Here is a 15,128-nt window from a genome sequence, read left to right as displayed (position 1 = left end):
TTCAAGGTATCCGTTGTCACTTCATTGTCCCGATATCAAGATTAAGGACTTTAGCTGTTTCACGCAGTACGTCGTAAGCCTTATCATCGGTCGCAGCGAATGCCTCGACACGGAAGCTCTTCAAAACTTCAGGGTCTTTCATTTCTAGAAAGGCACTACGAATTTTTTGTTTCAACTCTGGATCCAGATTGTCCTGCATCACCATCGGGTAGTTTGGAATCGGCGCACTCAAGTCCAGCTCAACAATTTTTGTCGGATCAATCGTACCTTTAGCAATCAAGGCCTCCAAAATAGGCTTTGACAAACCACCGGCGGGCACCTGCCCTGTCTGCACTGCACGCGCTACGGCATCATGGGTTCCCAAATGTACAGGACGGTAATCCTTTTCGCCATCCAGGCCTACTTTCGTCTGAATATGCGCGCGTGGCGCCAAATGGCTGGACGTCGATGCTTGGTCGCCAAAACCAAAAGACTGACCACGGATATCTTCCAAGCGCTTCACCGGGCCATCGACATTGGCAATCATCACTGACTGATAGGTCGGTGAACCCCGCTCAACACCGACGGCAAAAGGCTCGATCTTAGGTGCTTTACTCTTTGCCAGAACATACGAGAAAGGCCCAAAATAAGCGACTTCAATACGCCCAAAACGCATGGCCTCAATCATGGACGAATAATCTGTCGTCACAATAATTTCAATGTCTTTATTCAACGTTTTTTCAAGATACTGCTTCAGCGGCTGTGCATTTTGAATCAGCGTTGCAGCGTTCTCGTCTGGCAACAGCGCAACGCGCAAGCGGTCTGGGTTTTTGGCCTGTACAGCGGTCGATAAAGGCAATGCAACTGCAAAAAAACCAGCCACAATGGCTTTCAAAACATGACGACGTTTCAACATAAAATTCTCCTGAATAATCAAGCCGCACACAGGGCGGGGATATCTAGATGGGTTTCGGGAGCGTCATGACTAACGTTCCCGGTGTAAAGCCTTTGAATATCGGCGTCGGTTAAAGCTGCAGGTTTGCCGTCAAAAACGACGCGCCCCTGACTCAACCCAACAATCCGATCCGCAAATCGCTTGGCAAAATCAATTTGGTGCAAACTCACCACAGCAGTGAGATGATCGGTTTTGCAAATATCGTGAAGCAGCTGCAAGACGCTTTCAGCGGTATGGGGGTCCAGACTAGCCACAGGCTCATCAGCCAGCATCAGGCGGGGCTGCTGAATCAAGGCACGTGCAATTCCAACGCGCTGCTGCTGACCACCCGACAAGGCATCAGCACGTGTCAACGCCTTGTCAATCAAACCGACACGGTCAAGTGCACTGAATGCTTTTTCTTTATCGTCCTTGGACCAAGGCAAGAGCGATCTCAAACCGCTGCGCGTTGCCAACAAGCCCATCAAGACATTAGCTAAAACGGTTTGACGACCAATCAAATGATGTTGTTGGAACACCATACCCGTGCGGCGACGATGCTCTCGCAGGGCACGTCCACCCGACAATGGCTGATCGATATCGTGCAATAGCAATTCACCTGCCGTGGGTTGTACCAAGCCATTCAGGCTACGCAGCAGTGTTGACTTGCCCGCGCCAGATGCCCCAAGCAACACAAGGAACTCACCTGGGCGAATCGTCAAAGAGGTGGGCTGAAGTGCCTGATAGCCATTGCTATAAACCACGGCAAGGCTTCTGGTCTGCAAGAGCCATGAGGACGATGGGGAAGCAGTCATTAAGGTCACCTTTCAATTCATTGGTCTGCACATTGCCGGTTAATCGTCGGCAGCTGTATTTCAGACATTGGGCGACAGTATGATCAAATGCTATTTCACCAATATGTACGTTTTACATTAAATAATTTAGTTATCTATAGATTTCATCTATGTCTGGGACCTCACTTATCGCAGCCCTCAAAGCCTTCGATGCCACAGCGCGAACAGGCACAATCACCACAGCAGCACGGCAACTGGGACTGCGCCAGCCCACCGTATCGGCTCATATCATCAGACTGGAATCGGAATACGGGGTCGAGCTCTTCTATCGTCAAGGCCGACGGCTGGAGCTGACGCAATTTGGTAACGCCCTGCTTGAGCACACGCAAAGGCTATTCAGTGCAGAACAAGATGCGCAATCTTTGTTGATTGCGGCAAAAACCAACTATCGTGGCACGCTGAATTTGCATGCCATCGGCCCACACAACATCACCCCCATCATCAAAGCCTACCGTGCGCGGTATCCTGGGGTACATATCAGTGTGACTGTGGGAGACTCGCAGTCCATAACGCAACGCATTCTGAACTACGAAGGTGATATTGGCCTTGTACTCAACGAAATAACGGACCCACACATTTTCTGTCTGCCCTATCGAGCACAAAAACTGGTGATCTTCGCCCACACCGATCATCCGTTAGCCAAGAAAAAGAGCCTGCGGTTTACCGATTTAAATGGCCAAGAGTTCGTAATGCGGGAGCAAGGTTCGGGCACCCGCAAAGCGTTTGAAGATTCGCTCAGTGCCAAGAACATTCAGATTAAAACCAGCGTTGAAATGCGAAGCCGTGAGGCCGTGCGCGAGGCTGTTATCCAAGGCTTGGGGCTTGGTGTCGTCGCGAATACCGCGTATCAACCCTGCCCCGACCTCGTGACACTTGATGTCGAAGGATTCAATGCCCATACGTTCACGCGACTGATCTGCCGGGTCGAACGCAGAAACTCACCCTTAATTGCTCATTTTTTGCAGACAGCGCAAGAGGTGTTGGGTTGAACCGCCCCCCCTGCTCATCGAGATTGAGGACGCTAAAACATAGTGATGGGCTGAAAGTTTGAAGTGCTTTTCAGGGTCTGGGGCCCCAAACCTTGAAAAGCGCCGGCATCGAACACAACCTTCGCCCAACATCGTCAGAAAACAAAAAAGCCCCTGATGAACAGGGGCTTTTTTGTTTGTACTGGCGGAGATGGAGGGATTCGAACCCTCGATACGGGTATAAGCCGTATGCTCCCTTAGCAGGGGAGTACCTTCAACCACTCGGCCACATCTCCGAATTAAGCTCAGCATTCTAGCACAAGAAAGCCGAGCTTTGGGCCGAAAACGGCAGTTTCTTACAGGCTGCCGCCCTCTTGATCGAGACCGAAGGCTTTGTGCAATGCACGTACCGCCAGCTCCATGTACTTGTCGCTGATAACAACCGATGTCTTGATCTCGCTGGTGGAAATCATCTGGATATTGATGCCTTCTTCGCTGAGCGTGCGGAACATCAGGCTGGCAACGCCAACATGGCTGCGCATACCGATACCGACGACAGACACTTTGCACACCTTGTCGTCGGAACGGATCTCGCGAGCCCCGACGGCCGGGCCGATCTGCTGCTCGAGCACTTCGAGGGCGCGAGGGAAATCGGCACGGTTAACAGTAAACGAGAAGTCGGTGGTGCCTTCGACAGACTGGTTCTGCAGAATCACGTCGACGTTGATGTTGGCGGCGGCAATGGGGCCCAGAATTGAGTAGGCCACACCCGGCTTGTCGGGAACCGCCAGCAGAGTAAGTTTGGCTTCATCGCGGCTGAAGGCAATGCCCGAAACGACGGCTGCTTCCATTTTCTGGTCTTCCTCGAAAGTAATTAAAGTACCCGAAGTCATTTCTTCTTCGAGCGACATCAGGGGGTCGGTAAGCGACGACAATACGCGGATGGGAATACGGTATTTGCCGGCGAATTCTACCGAGCGAATTTGCAGCACTTTGGATCCGAGCGAAGCCATTTCGAGCATTTCTTCGAAAGAAACAACCGAAAGACGACGAGCTTCTGGAACCACGCGCGGATCGGTGGTGTAAACACCATCGACATCAGTGTAAATAAGGCACTCTTGGGCGCCAATAGCGGCAGCAATAGCGACAGCCGAGGTATCGGACCCGCCACGACCCAATGTTGTGATGTGGCCTTCTTCGTCGATACCTTGGAAGCCTGTCACCACGACCACACGGCCATCAGCCAAGTCGGCTTTGATACGCGCATCGTCGATGGACGTAATGCGGGCCTTGGTGTAAGCCGAGTCGGTTTTTACCGGCACTTGCCAGCCCGTGTAGCTGCGTGCGGCAACACCTTGCTCCATCAGGGCAATGGCCAGCAGTGCACTACTGGCCTGTTCACCCGTGGCGGCCAGCATATCGAGCTCGCGCTCGTTGGGACGTGGGGAAATGTCTTTGGCCAACCCAAGCAAACGATTGGTTTCGCCCGACATGGCCGAGGGAACAACCACCACCTGGTGGCCAGCGGCGTGCCATTTTGCGACGCGACGTGCGACATTTTGAATGCGCTCGACCGAGCCCATTGAAGTGCCACCGTATTTGTGAACAATCAGGGACATCTTTTACTCTGCAAAAAGGACAACTGCCTGCAAATACAGACAGACAAAACGCAACATTTTAACATTAAAGGGTTATTTTGCCGACCCGCGTCGATACATCAACACGACACGTTTTTAATGAGACGGGCCCGTGCAAGGCGCATTTAGATCGTCGTTGGCGTGCCGACCCGCAACAAAAACCCGCCCCTTCTGGCACATAATGTCGACGGGTCCGTGCCCGACCCGCATCGCGCGATCGAACCCCAAAGCGTGCAACTGACGCATTTGGCGCATCAGGTTATGCAGCCGGGCATCGGTCGGCATGGCCAGCCCCTGCTGGCCCAGCCAATACCGTAACACCAGCGCCTGACGCGCCTCTGAGAGCAAACGCCAGCTTGCCAAAGAAAAGCTCTGGTCAGCCGCGGCAAAATCAAGTGACATCAAATCGGCGCATGCGACCTCGTCAAGCACCTGCGCGGCTTGCGCCGACTGTCGGGCATGACGCGCAAGCCGGTCGCGCCAGCCGGGCCAACGCGCATCAAGCGTGGGCGCCAGCCGCTCGCGCACGGCGGCACGCGTGTAGCGATCTTGAGCGTTAGTCGGGTCGGTGACGTACTGCCACCCGGTTTGTGCAGCATAACTATTGGCAGCATCGACGATCTGGGCGCGGTCCACGTCAAGCCAGGGCCGAACATACTCGATTCCGTCACGCTCGACGTGTGGCGACATGGCCGCCAGCCCGACGGGCCCCGCGCCGCGCAGAAGCCGCAACAGCACCGTTTCAGCCTGATCATGAAGGTGATGACCCAACAAGATGTGACGCACACCCGCCACTCTGGCCATGTCATGCAGCGCTTTGTACCGCGCATCACGCGCTGCAGCCTCGATACCGTAACCTGCTGTTTCACTGACCGTCACGCGCATACTATGGCAAGGCACCGCCAATTGATGCGCCAGATCGTGCACCCGATGCAACCATTCGTCGGCCGTTGCCTGCAACCCATGATGCACATGGAACAGATGCAAGGCCAAACCCTGCCCGGCAGCATATTGCGCAGCGGCTACCGCCAGCATGGCCGAATCGGCCCCACCGCTGACAGCCACACCCAGGCCGGTGGGCTGCGACGACAAGGCCGCCACCGCCGACTTTATTTTATGAATCAGGGCGTCAGAGCCCGGGAACATATGACGACGTGTTAACGGGCTTCTTGGAAGCGGCCGTAAGACATGAGACGCTGCAGGCGATGCTCAAGCATTTGCTCGGTCGTCATGTTGGCCACCTGGCGGTAAGCGTCGGCCAAGGCGCGACTAAGCTGATTAGCCATAGTTTTGGGGTCGCGATGCGCCCCGCCCACGGGCTCGTTGACAACACGGTCGACAAGGCCCAGCTCTTTAAGCCGCGGCGCCGTAATCGCCAGTGCCTCGGCTGCCACAGGCGCCTTATCGGCGCTGCGCCATAAAATCGACGCACAACCCTCGGGCGAAATGACGGCATAAGTAGCATATTGCAGCATCATGACGACATCGCCAACGGCAATGGCCAACGCCCCGCCGGAGCCGCCTTCACCAATAATGGTGGAGATAATGGGGACTTTGAGCTCGGCCATGGCATACAAGTTATGACCAATGGCTTCAGATTGGCCGCGTTCTTCGGCGCCAATGCCGGGGTACGCGCCAGGCGTGTCAACAAAAGTGAACACCGGCAAACGGAATTTTTCGGCCAAACGCATCAACCGCAACGCCTTGCGGTAGCCCTCGGGGCGCGGCATGCCAAAGTTGCGCATTGAGCGCTCTTTGGTGTCGCGGCCTTTTTGATGACCAATGACCATGCAGGGCGTACCGTTAAATCGCGCAAGACCACCCACAATGGATTGGTCGTCGGCGTACATGCGGTCGCCGTGCAGTTCGTGGAAATCGGTGAAGATCTCGCGAACGTAATCAAAGGTATAGGGCCGCTGCGGATGGCGTGCCACCAATGCAGTTTGCCAGGGCGTGAGCTTGGCGTAAATATTCTTGGCCAGCGTCTGGCTTTTTTGCTGCAAACGGCTGACCTCGTCGGAAATATCGACGGCTGAGTCGGACTGCATGTAGCGCAGTTGCTCGATTTTTTGCTCGAGCTCGGCCAGGGGCTGTTCAAATTCCAGGAAAGTATTACGCATAAGAGCTTGAATTCCAGATAGGGATCATACGACTTTAGTTTTACTTGGCGACAGACGCAAGGCTGCGCCACAAGTACCACGTCGCGACGGTTCGCCACGGTGCCCAGGCCTGGGCGACTTCGCGCGCTTCGAAGCGCGAAACAGGCTCACCGCTGAAATAGTGTAACGAAATTGCCTTGATAAGACCGGCATCGTCGAGCGGAAGGACGTCGGGACGCTGCAGGTTAAAGATAAGAAACATTTCGGCCGTCCAACGCCCGATGCCCCGAATGGCGCATAAATCGGCAATGACAGCCTCGTCGTCCATGGCTGACCAGGCCGCAGGTTTAACCTTTTTCTCGGCAAAGTGCGTGGCCAGATCGGAAATGTATTCGGACTTGCGTTTAGACAGCCCCAGCTCGCGCAATGCATCGATGTCAAGCTGCACGACAGACGTGGGGGTTGGCCGCTTTCCGCATTTTTCGGTGAAGCGCAGCCATACTGCATCGGCCGCCTTAGTGGAAATTTGCTGGCCGATGATGGCACGGGCCAGGGTCATGAACGGTGGCGACGGCGCCTGCAAAAACTGCTCTTTATGCTGGGGAATCAGCTTCTTGAGAATACGATCACGTCGCATCAGATGCGCGGCGGCTTCGTCCCAGTAATCGGGCTTGACAATGGCAGTCGTGGTCATGGCCGCCCCTTAAACCCGACGCCACTGCGTGCCACCGGGCTTGTCCTCAAGCTCGATACCGGCCTGACGCAACTGTTCGCGGATGGCATCGGCCTGCCCGAACTGCTTTTGCTTTTTAGCCTCGGCACGTGCCTGAATAAGGGCTTCGATAGCCGCGGCGTCGAGCGACTCGGCAGCCTGCTCGGCCCCGGTAAACCGGCTGGGCGATTGCAGATAAATGGCCGGGTCGGTTTGCAATAACCCCAAAACGGCGCCCAAGGCCCGCAACAGGCCCGACGTTTGAGCCGAACCCGTGCGATTGGCCTCGTTGGCCAACTCGAAAAGCACGGCAACAGCACCCGACGTGTTGAAGTCATCGTCCATGGCGTCGCGAAACGCCTGGGCTGCTGGCTGGGACCAGTCGATGGAAACCGACGCGGGCGACACATTGTGCAGCGTTTGGTAAAGGCGATCGAGCGCGCTTTGCGCATCGCGCAAGTTGTCGGGCGTGTAATTTTGAATGCTGCGATAGTGATTGCGCACGATGAAAAACCGCAGCATTTCGGCTTCGCGCGCATTGACATCGTAGTTGGCGCTGTTGGGCGACAGCGACGCACCAAGCCCCACAGTTTCGCGGATGGTGCGGAAGTTACCCAGCGACTTGGACATTTTGTCGCTGTCGACCATAAGCGGACCGCAATGCATCCATACGTTGGCCAGCTGCCCGCCAAAAGCACCCTCGGTCTGGGCGATTTCGTTTTCGTGGTGCGGAAACTTAAGATCGGGCCCACCGCCGTGAATGTCCAGGGGCAGCCCCAGCAGGGCTTTGCTCATGGCTGAGCACTCGATATGCCAACCCGGGCGACCCAGGCCATAAGCAGACTCCCACTTCGACTCGGCGGGCTCGTCGGCCTTGGCCGATTTCCAGAGCACGAAATCGAGCGGATCACGCTTGCCCGAGTCGATGGCGACGCGCTCGCCGGCACGCAGGTCGTCGAGCGACTTGCCTGACAGCTTCCCGTAGCCCGGAAAGCTGCGCACCGCGTAATTGACGTCGCCGTTATCGGCCTGATAGGCCAAGCCATTATTTTCGAGACGGCCGATGATATCGAGCATATCGCCAACGTGGGCCGTAGCGCGCGGCTCTGCGTCGGGCGACTGAACGCCCAACGCGCGTTCATCGGCGTGCATGGCCTGGATATAAAAGTCGGTAACCTCGCCCAGACGACGGCCGGTTTCAACGGCGCGACGAATGATTTTGTCGTCGATGTCGGTAATGTTGCGCACATACGTAACCTTGTAGCCGCTGGCACGCAACCACCGCTGAACCACGTCGAAACTGACCAGCATGCGGGCGTGCCCGAGGTGGCAGAAATCGTAGACCGTCATGCCGCAAACGTACATACGCACGTGACCGGGTTCGGTGGGTTCGAGGGGCACTTTGCCGCGAGAAAGGGTGTTATAAATGTGCAGCATTCGCTAGTAAAACTTGTTTGACGTGAAGCAAGGCTAAAATGGCGGTCGATAAGTATAGCAATTCAAACCCAACTCCACCCCAATAGGTAATCGCCGGTGTTTCAAATTTCTCGTCGCTTTCTGCCCGCCCTGGTTCTGGTTGCATGTGGCGGGCTGCATGCGCCAACTACATTGGCGCAGTCGGCTTCTGCAAATGGCCCGCTGTTTATCGACCCACCCCAAGCCGACGAAGGCTGGCAAGGGTTGGCCAATGTGCTCGATGCGTTAACACCAAGCGTCGACACGTCGATACCCATGACGCCGTCAGATATTACCAACCGTATAGCACAAATGCTAAACGACGGCCGCAGCCAAGAAGCACTTGAGGTTATAGAAAAGCGTCAGGCACAGCGCAACGCCAGCGGAGAAATCGGGCAAGACGTGCAGCTGATGTTTTTACGGGCACGGGCCCTGGCAGCCAACGGCAAAACCAACGAAGCGGTTGACGCCTACCTGGCCATGACCACCGACTACCCCGAGCTACCCGAACCCTGGAACAACCTGGCGTCGCTGTACATTAAACAGCAAAAAATCGACATGGCCTACGACGCGTTAACCATGGCGCTGCGGGCCGACCCCAATTACACCACGGCCAAAGCCAACTTGGCCCAGGTTCATTTGCTGAAAGCATACGCGCTGTACCGAGAGGCCGAAAGCGCAGGCATGCGCGCCGCCGCAGCCCGAGCCCAGGCCGTCCAGTCCATTCTTCAACGTTAATCACCATGAGCTTCTTCATCACCAGAATTTTCAGGTCGCACCTGCTTCGCAGGCATGCCCTGGGGCTCGCCTGTGCTGCATTGGTCGCCTTGCCCGCCATCAGCGCCGGCCCCGCCATCGCTTCATCAACTTCGTCACAAGGATCATCCATGAGTGCAAACCCAAAAGTCAAAATGCAAACCAACTTCGGTGACATGATCATCGAGCTGAATGCCGAAAAAGCCCCTAAAACAGTTGAAAACTTCGTGGCTTACGTCAACGACGGTTTCTTTGACGGCACTATTTTCCATCGCGTCATCAACAACTTCATGGTCCAGGGCGGCGGTTTCGAAGCCGGCATGAAGCAAAAAGAAACCCGCGACCCCATCGAGAACGAAGCCAACAACGGTCTGCGCAACGATCGCTACACACTGGCCATGGCGCGCACCAGCGACCCGCACTCGGCTACCGCACAGTTTTTCATTAACGTTGCCGACAACGACTTCCTTAACCACACCGCGCCCACCAGCAATGGCTGGGGCTATGCGGTATTTGGCAAGGTCGTCGAAGGCACCGACGTCGTCGACAAAATCAAAGTCGTGAAAACCGGCAGCAAAGGCTTTCACCAAGACGTACCCACCGAAGACGTCATCATCGAGAAAGCTACGGTTGTTGAGTAAGCTCGACCTGCCCGGCACGGTTTGGCTGGCCTCAGACCTTCATCTGGGGCCCGATTCGCCAGAAACCGCCCGGGCTTTTTTGACGTTTTTATCGCAAGCCCGGCAACACGCGTCTGCGCTATTACTGGGCGGCGACATTTTCAACGTCTGGGTCGGCGACGACCTTATCCAGAACCCGCCCTCTTGGCTGGCATCATTGCTAAGCGCACTGGCCGCCACCGGCAAAGATATTCCACTTTATGTCTGCCGCGGCAACCGCGACTTTTTAATCGGGCACGGCCTGTGCAAACGCATACATGCCACACTGCTGTCCGACCAAACCGTGCTGATGACTGATGTCGGCCCGGTACTTTTTAGCCACGGCGACGAATACTGCACCGACGACCACGCTTACCAACGCTTCAAGACGTGGGTGCGACGACCCTGGGTGCAGCGCATATTTTTGGCGTTTAGCCTGAAGCAACGCATGAAATGGGCAGGCTACGCCCGCCAACGCAGTATGCAGGCCAATGCGTGGAAGCCGTCGGACATTATGGACGTTAACCCGGAAGCGGTATTACAGGCCTTTGATGCGGCCCGCGTCGATACGATGGTGCATGGGCATACCCACCGCGCGTCAATTCACCACCAGACGGCCAAAGGCCGAACGCTAACCCGCGCCGTACTGCCCGATTGGGACTTTGAAAGTCCCGAAAAGCGCGGCGGCTGGCTGGAAATAGACGCAGAAGGCCTGCGTCTGCGGACCTTGGCCGATACCTACACCGGCGCAAGGCAAGCCGCCGACACAGATTAACGCAGCGTTAGCCAGGCCAAGACAACCAGCCCCAAAGCAATGCGATACCACGCAAATGGGCGATAAGTATGCCGAGACACCCACATCAGCACTGCTTTGACCAACACCAGCGCGCTGAAAAACGCGGCAATAAAGCCAATGACAATGCCCCAGGTTTGCTCACCTGTAAGCACCGCGCCGTGTTTATAAATATCGTAAACCGTAGCGGCCAACATGGTCGGCATCGCTAGAAAGAACGAGAATTCAGTCGCCGTTTTACGTTGCACCCCGGCCAGCATGGCGCCAATAATGGTGGCGCCAGAACGGGACGTACCCGGAATCATGGCCAGGCATTGTGCAAAACCCACCGCCAGCGCCTGCTTCCAGGTAATGTCTTCAAGCGCGAACGTCACCGGCTGGCCTAAACCAGCAGCCTGACTTGAACGCCCGCCTGCCTGGGAAGACGCCGATGACACGTCGTTGGTTGCAGCCGCGTTGCCGGTTGCACCGTGCTTGGCCATATGCGGCTTGCGTTCGACCCAGAGCATAATGATTCCGCCCAAAATCAATGTCACCACAAAAATACCAGGGTGGTGGAACATCATTTTGATGTACTGAATCGTAAGCGCACCGATCACCGCTGCCGGCAAAAATGCAATGATCAGATTGCGAGTGAACGCGACCTCGGTAGGTTGACCATGCAGCGTACCCCTGATCAGTTGCCAGAGACGTTGACGGAAAACCCAAATGACGGCGAGTATCGACCCAAACTGGATGACCACCTCGTACACCTTACTGCTACCGGAATCGAAATTGATCCATTCACCAATCAGCAATAAGTGTGCCGTGCTGGACACCGGTATGAACTCGGTAAAACCCTCAATGACACCCAGAAAAAAAGCTTTGAACAGATACAGCGCGCTTTCGGTCATGCAGAACCTTCTTGAATAGTTTCGTCGTCGGGATTGGCAAAGACGCGTTCGACTTCAACACTTGCAATACGACGACCCTCAAGGCGAACCACCTTGAATGTGAACGTGGCATGAGGCTGCACCAGTTCGCAACTGTCGCCGGGCGATGGCAACTGCCCGAAACGCCCCAACAAATAGCCGGCCAAGGTTGAATAACCCTCTTCTTCGTCGACCAATCCGGTGGTGTTCAGCACCTGTTCAAGGTGATGCACGTCGGCCGCACCGTCGACGCGCCAGCGATTGTCACCGGCTTCGACGATGTCGGGCGTTTCATCCTCGTCGGGGAACTCGCCGGCGATGGCCTCGAATACGTCGATAGGCGTAACGACACCTTCGATGGTGCCGAACTCGTCGGTGACCAGCACCAGTTGCCCGCGTGAGCGCTTCAAGGTTTCCATCAGCCGCAGCACGCCAATGGATTCATGCACGATAAGTGGATCGCGCAAACGGGACAATTTGATATGCCCATGCGTAAGCACATCGGCAAGCATTTCTTTGGCGCGACCAATGCCAATGACATCGTCGAGCGACCCCCGGCACACTGGAAAGAAGCTGTGCGGTGTTTTCATGAGCTGCTTCTGGATGTCTTCTGCGGCGTCGTCGAGATTGATCCAGGACACATCATTGCGCGGCGTCATGATGGAATGAATCGTGCGGTCGGCCAAGGTAAGGACGCCACTAACCATATTGCGTTCTTCTTCGCCAAACACCTGCTGCCCGGCAGCCGGCTTGGGCGAAGCCACGGGTTCTTCAGGCCCCACCAAGGGCTGCTTACCCAACATGCGCATAATGCCTTCGGCCGTTCGCTCGCGCATGGGGCGCCGCAGCTCGACCTTTTGCATATTGCGTCGGGCCAACTGGTTAAGACTTTCGATAATGACCGAAAACCCGATAGCTGCGTACAGATACCCCTTGGGTACCGCAAAGCCAAAGCCTTCAGCTACCAAAGAAAAACCAATGGTTAGCAAGAAACCCAGACACAAGACCACAACCGTGGGGTGAGCATTGACAAAGCGTGTGAGCGGCTTTGATGCGAACAGCATCACACCCATTGCAATGACAACGGCGACCATCATGACGGACAGCTGTTCGACCATGCCCACCGCCGTGATGACGGCGTCGATGGAGAAAACTGCGTCGAGAATAATGATTTGCGTAACGATCAGGCCGAAGCTGGCGTGCAGCCGCGCCCCAGAAGCATGCTGCGCGCGACCCTCGATGCGCTCGTGTAGTTCGAGCGTGCCTTTAAGCAGCAGGAAAAAACCGCCCACAATAAGAATGAGATCGCGCCCAGAAAAAACAAACGGCCCCAAAAACAAAATGGGCGTCGTCAGCTTGATCAGCCACGACATGACAGTGAGCAGCGCCAAGCGCATGACCAGCGCTAGCGACAGCCCCATAACCCGAGCGCGATCGCGCAGCTTGGGCGGCAGCTTCTCGACCAGAATGGCGATGAAGATAAGGTTGTCGATGCCCAGAACAATTTCGAGCACGACCAGTGTCAGCAGCCCGACCCAGGCTGCCGGGTGCGAGAGCCAATCGAAGGAAAAGGCTTCCATTAGCGCCCCCCCTGCCCTGTCCGGACGCTACCCCCTTGAGGGGCGCCTATATAAAAGGTGCGGGCGAACCCGCCCGTACTGCCGTCTGTTGGTGAGGTCATGGCTAGTAAATGAAGCGTTCAGGACTGCAAACTGGCCAGCATGTGAGTAAAGACTTTGGGCGTACCCGCAATAACGCTGCCGGTTTGAAACCAGGTTTGCTCGCCTTGAAAGTCGGAAATAAGGCCGCCGGCCTCAAGGACCAGCAACCCGCCCGCGGCGAGATCCCAGCGTTTTAGGTTAACCCCGCAGAAACCGTCGAGGCGGCCGCAGGCCACATAGGCCAGATCAAGCACCGAAGCCCCCATGCGCCGCACGCTGGCGCAGCCGGTAAGCATGCCGGAAAACTTTGAATTGGGTGACACACCGCCCCCCGAGTCGGGCACATAGGCACTCAGCATGGCATCGTGAAAACGCGCCATACCCGACACGCGCACGCGACGATCGTTGAGGAAGGCACCGCCCCCGCGACTGGCAGTGAAGAGCTCGTTGCGCGCCGGGTCGTAAATAACGCCATGCACGACCTGCCCACGATGCGCCAGAGCAATGGAAACGGCATAGACCGGAAACCCGTGAATAAAGTTGGTCGTGCCGTCGAGCGGATCGATGATCCACTGATACTCGGGTGCGGCCTGCCCTTCTGGCACGGGCTGCTCACCAGACTCTTCGCCTAAAAACCCATGGTCGGGATACGCGGTTTTAAGGATGTCGATGATGGCGGCCTCGACGCTTTGGTCGACTTCCGTGACATAATCGCTGGGCCCCTTGCGCGCCACCTGCAAGCGCTCGAGGTCGAGGCTTGCCCGGTTGATCATGGAGCCGGCGCGGCGTGCCGCCTTAATGGCGGTATTGAGCATGGGGTGCATAAGTATCCGTAAATAACAAAAACTGAAACAGGCTGATTATAGTTAACCGCCTATTTTAGTTGATAGACGCAATTCCCCGAAATGACAGACCTATTTAATCGTGCTCGCTTCATTATGGTGCACCCCAGCCACCCCGGAAACGTCGGCGCAGCGGCACGCGCCATCAAAACGATGGGGTTTCGCGAGCTTTGCCTAGTTGCGCCCCGTTTTGACAACGTGGCCGAACTGCCCGAAGCGCAGGCACTGGCAAGCGGCGCCACCGATGTTCTGGCGTCGGTACAAGTTGTCGACACCCTGGCGCAAGCCCTGGCACCCATTACCCTGGCCTTTGCCATGACTGCCCGCGAGCGAGTGCTGGGGCCGCCGGTCTGCGATATCCGCGAGGCAGCAACACTCAGCCGGCAGCATCTGCTGGAACACAACGAGGGCCACATCGCCGTGGTGCTAGGCACCGAGCGCTCGGGGTTAACCAACGAAGACATTGCGCAGTGCCAACGCATTTGCCATATCCCGGCCAACCCCGAATACAGTTCGCTGAACGTCGCCCAAGCCCTGCAGCTGGCCGCCTGGGAATTGCGTTATGCCCTGGGCAACCTTGACGGTAAGGCAGCCACGCCCGCCGACAACAGTGCCCCAGTCGCGTCGTCAGACGAAGGTAACGCCCTGGCATCCAATGAAAAAGTACAGGCCTTTCTGGCCCACTGGCAAGAAGCATTGATCGAGATCCAGTTTTTAAACCTGGCGTACCCGAAAAAACTGATTCCTCGCATGCAGCATTTGTTTAGCCGTAGCGCCCTGACCAATGACGAAGTCGACATGATGCGCGGCGTGTGTACCGCCATGATCAAGGCCGCCAAAGGCCAACTGCGCAAAGACTGAGCCGAAC

General features: G+C 56.2%; 15 protein-coding genes and 1 tRNA gene. 5 read left to right on the top strand and 11 right to left on the bottom strand.

Annotated elements, in window-relative coordinates; genetic code table 11:
* Positions 1-16: 16 nt before the first annotated feature.
* Both phnD and phnC read right to left on the bottom strand, forming a co-directional pair.
* Positions 17-892: a phosphate/phosphite/phosphonate ABC transporter substrate-binding protein gene (phnD, locus tag CHR62_RS03370; RefSeq protein WP_370318038.1), complete on the bottom strand. Its 876-nt coding sequence runs from the start codon at positions 890-892 to the stop codon at positions 17-19.
* Between the two features lie 20 nt (positions 893-912).
* Positions 913-1,728 carry a phosphonate ABC transporter ATP-binding protein gene (phnC, locus tag CHR62_RS03365; RefSeq protein ID WP_093970698.1) on the bottom strand — a complete coding sequence of 272 codons (816 nt, stop codon included), beginning with the start codon at positions 1,726-1,728 and terminating at the stop codon, positions 913-915.
* Between the two features lie 149 nt (positions 1,729-1,877).
* Between phnC and CHR62_RS03360 the strand changes: the two genes are divergently transcribed.
* Complete coding sequence (locus CHR62_RS03360) at positions 1,878-2,756, top strand: LysR substrate-binding domain-containing protein (protein ID WP_123660020.1); 879 nt, start codon at positions 1,878-1,880, stop codon at positions 2,754-2,756.
* A gap of 182 nt (positions 2,757-2,938) precedes the next feature.
* Here CHR62_RS03360 and CHR62_RS03355 read toward each other — a convergent pair.
* The 6 genes from CHR62_RS03355 to cysS all read right to left on the bottom strand — a co-directional run bounded on the left by CHR62_RS03355 (position 2,939) and on the right by cysS (position 8,620).
* Positions 2,939-3,031: transfer RNA gene (locus CHR62_RS03355), tRNA-Ser, on the bottom strand.
* A 60-nt stretch (positions 3,032-3,091) separates the two neighbouring features.
* A complete protein-coding gene (locus CHR62_RS03350) occupies positions 3,092-4,354 on the bottom strand; it encodes an aspartate kinase (RefSeq protein WP_093970696.1) in 1,263 nt (420 codons plus the stop codon).
* A gap of 114 nt (positions 4,355-4,468) precedes the next feature.
* Entirely contained in the window at positions 4,469-5,518 is a 1,050-nt protein-coding gene (gene tilS / locus CHR62_RS03345; protein WP_123660019.1) for a tRNA lysidine(34) synthetase TilS, read from the bottom strand.
* Between the two features lie 11 nt (positions 5,519-5,529).
* Entirely contained in the window at positions 5,530-6,492 is a 963-nt protein-coding gene (locus CHR62_RS03340; RefSeq protein ID WP_093970694.1) for an acetyl-CoA carboxylase carboxyltransferase subunit alpha, read from the bottom strand.
* A gap of 40 nt (positions 6,493-6,532) precedes the next feature.
* Positions 6,533-7,165, bottom strand: coding sequence for a DNA-3-methyladenine glycosylase (locus tag CHR62_RS03335; protein WP_093970693.1), 633 nt, complete (start codon positions 7,163-7,165; stop codon positions 6,533-6,535).
* 9 nt (positions 7,166-7,174) lie between these two features.
* Positions 7,175-8,620, bottom strand: a complete 1,446-nt coding sequence (cysS, locus tag CHR62_RS03330; protein ID WP_123660018.1) for a cysteine--tRNA ligase — start codon at positions 8,618-8,620, stop codon at positions 7,175-7,177.
* A 96-nt stretch (positions 8,621-8,716) separates the two neighbouring features.
* Between cysS and CHR62_RS03325 the strand changes: the two genes are divergently transcribed.
* The 3 genes from CHR62_RS03325 (at position 8,717) to CHR62_RS03315 (ending at position 10,828) form a co-directional block, all read left to right on the top strand.
* On the top strand, positions 8,717-9,376 hold the full coding sequence (locus tag CHR62_RS03325) for a tetratricopeptide repeat protein (protein WP_123660017.1): 660 nt from the start codon (positions 8,717-8,719) through the stop codon (positions 9,374-9,376).
* Positions 9,377-9,525: 149 nt separating this feature from the next.
* A complete protein-coding gene (locus CHR62_RS03320; RefSeq protein ID WP_199722886.1) occupies positions 9,526-10,035 on the top strand; it encodes a peptidylprolyl isomerase in 510 nt (169 codons plus the stop codon).
* Positions 10,028-10,828 carry a UDP-2,3-diacylglucosamine diphosphatase gene (locus tag CHR62_RS03315; protein WP_093970689.1) on the top strand — a complete coding sequence of 267 codons (801 nt, stop codon included), beginning with the start codon at positions 10,028-10,030 and terminating at the stop codon, positions 10,826-10,828. The genes CHR62_RS03320 and CHR62_RS03315 overlap by 8 nt, the downstream gene beginning before the upstream one ends.
* Here CHR62_RS03315 and CHR62_RS03310 read toward each other — a convergent pair.
* The 3 genes from CHR62_RS03310 to CHR62_RS03300 all read right to left on the bottom strand — a co-directional run bounded on the left by CHR62_RS03310 (position 10,825) and on the right by CHR62_RS03300 (position 14,242).
* Entirely contained in the window at positions 10,825-11,739 is a 915-nt protein-coding gene (locus CHR62_RS03310; RefSeq protein WP_093970688.1) for an undecaprenyl-diphosphate phosphatase, read from the bottom strand. The genes CHR62_RS03315 and CHR62_RS03310 overlap by 4 nt on opposite strands.
* Positions 11,736-13,337: a TerC family protein gene (locus CHR62_RS03305; protein ID WP_123660016.1), complete on the bottom strand. Its 1,602-nt coding sequence runs from the start codon at positions 13,335-13,337 to the stop codon at positions 11,736-11,738. Before CHR62_RS03305 ends, CHR62_RS03310 begins: the two co-directional genes overlap by 4 nt.
* Before the next feature lie 119 nt (positions 13,338-13,456).
* The gene (locus CHR62_RS03300) at positions 13,457-14,242 is read right to left on the bottom strand and encodes an inositol monophosphatase family protein (protein WP_093970686.1); all 786 of its coding nucleotides are present in this window, start codon (positions 14,240-14,242) and stop codon (positions 13,457-13,459) included.
* 81 nt (positions 14,243-14,323) lie between these two features.
* On the opposite strand from CHR62_RS03300, the gene CHR62_RS03295 reads away from it, so the two are divergent.
* On the top strand, positions 14,324-15,121 hold the full coding sequence (locus CHR62_RS03295) for an RNA methyltransferase (RefSeq protein ID WP_093970685.1): 798 nt from the start codon (positions 14,324-14,326) through the stop codon (positions 15,119-15,121).
* Positions 15,122-15,128 lie beyond the last annotated feature (7 nt).

Source organism: Pusillimonas sp. NJUB218 (assembly GCF_003788685.1).
GTDB lineage: Bacteria > Pseudomonadota > Gammaproteobacteria > Burkholderiales > Burkholderiaceae_B > Neopusillimonas.
The sequence above is the reverse complement of the archived record's forward strand: the minus strand, read 5'-3'. Positions and strand labels throughout refer to the sequence as shown.

What these genes read in the sequence shown, in the direction of transcription:
- CHR62_RS03310 (WP_093970688.1), bottom strand. Translation starts at nt 11,739, where the DNA reads ATGACCGAAAGCGCGCTGTATCTGTTCAAAGCTTTTTTTCTGGGTGTC.
- tilS (WP_123660019.1), bottom strand. Translation starts at nt 5,518, where the DNA reads ATGTTCCCGGGCTCTGACGCCCTGATTCATAAAATAAAGTCGGCGGTG.
- CHR62_RS03305 (WP_123660016.1), bottom strand. Translation starts at nt 13,337, where the DNA reads ATGGAAGCCTTTTCCTTCGATTGGCTCTCGCACCCGGCAGCCTGGGTC.
- CHR62_RS03320 (WP_199722886.1), top strand. Translation starts at nt 9,526, where the DNA reads ATGAGTGCAAACCCAAAAGTCAAAATGCAAACCAACTTCGGTGACATG.
- cysS (WP_123660018.1), bottom strand. Translation starts at nt 8,620, where the DNA reads ATGCTGCACATTTATAACACCCTTTCTCGCGGCAAAGTGCCCCTCGAA.
- CHR62_RS03350 (WP_093970696.1), bottom strand. Translation starts at nt 4,354, where the DNA reads ATGTCCCTGATTGTTCACAAATACGGTGGCACTTCAATGGGCTCGGTC.
- CHR62_RS03335 (WP_093970693.1), bottom strand. Translation starts at nt 7,165, where the DNA reads ATGACCACGACTGCCATTGTCAAGCCCGATTACTGGGACGAAGCCGCC.
- CHR62_RS03360 (WP_123660020.1), top strand. Translation starts at nt 1,878, where the DNA reads ATGTCTGGGACCTCACTTATCGCAGCCCTCAAAGCCTTCGATGCCACA.
- phnC (WP_093970698.1), bottom strand. Translation starts at nt 1,728, where the DNA reads ATGACTGCTTCCCCATCGTCCTCATGGCTCTTGCAGACCAGAAGCCTT.
- CHR62_RS03300 (WP_093970686.1), bottom strand. Translation starts at nt 14,242, where the DNA reads ATGCACCCCATGCTCAATACCGCCATTAAGGCGGCACGCCGCGCCGGC.
- CHR62_RS03340 (WP_093970694.1), bottom strand. Translation starts at nt 6,492, where the DNA reads ATGCGTAATACTTTCCTGGAATTTGAACAGCCCCTGGCCGAGCTCGAG.
- CHR62_RS03295 (WP_093970685.1), top strand. Translation starts at nt 14,324, where the DNA reads ATGACAGACCTATTTAATCGTGCTCGCTTCATTATGGTGCACCCCAGC.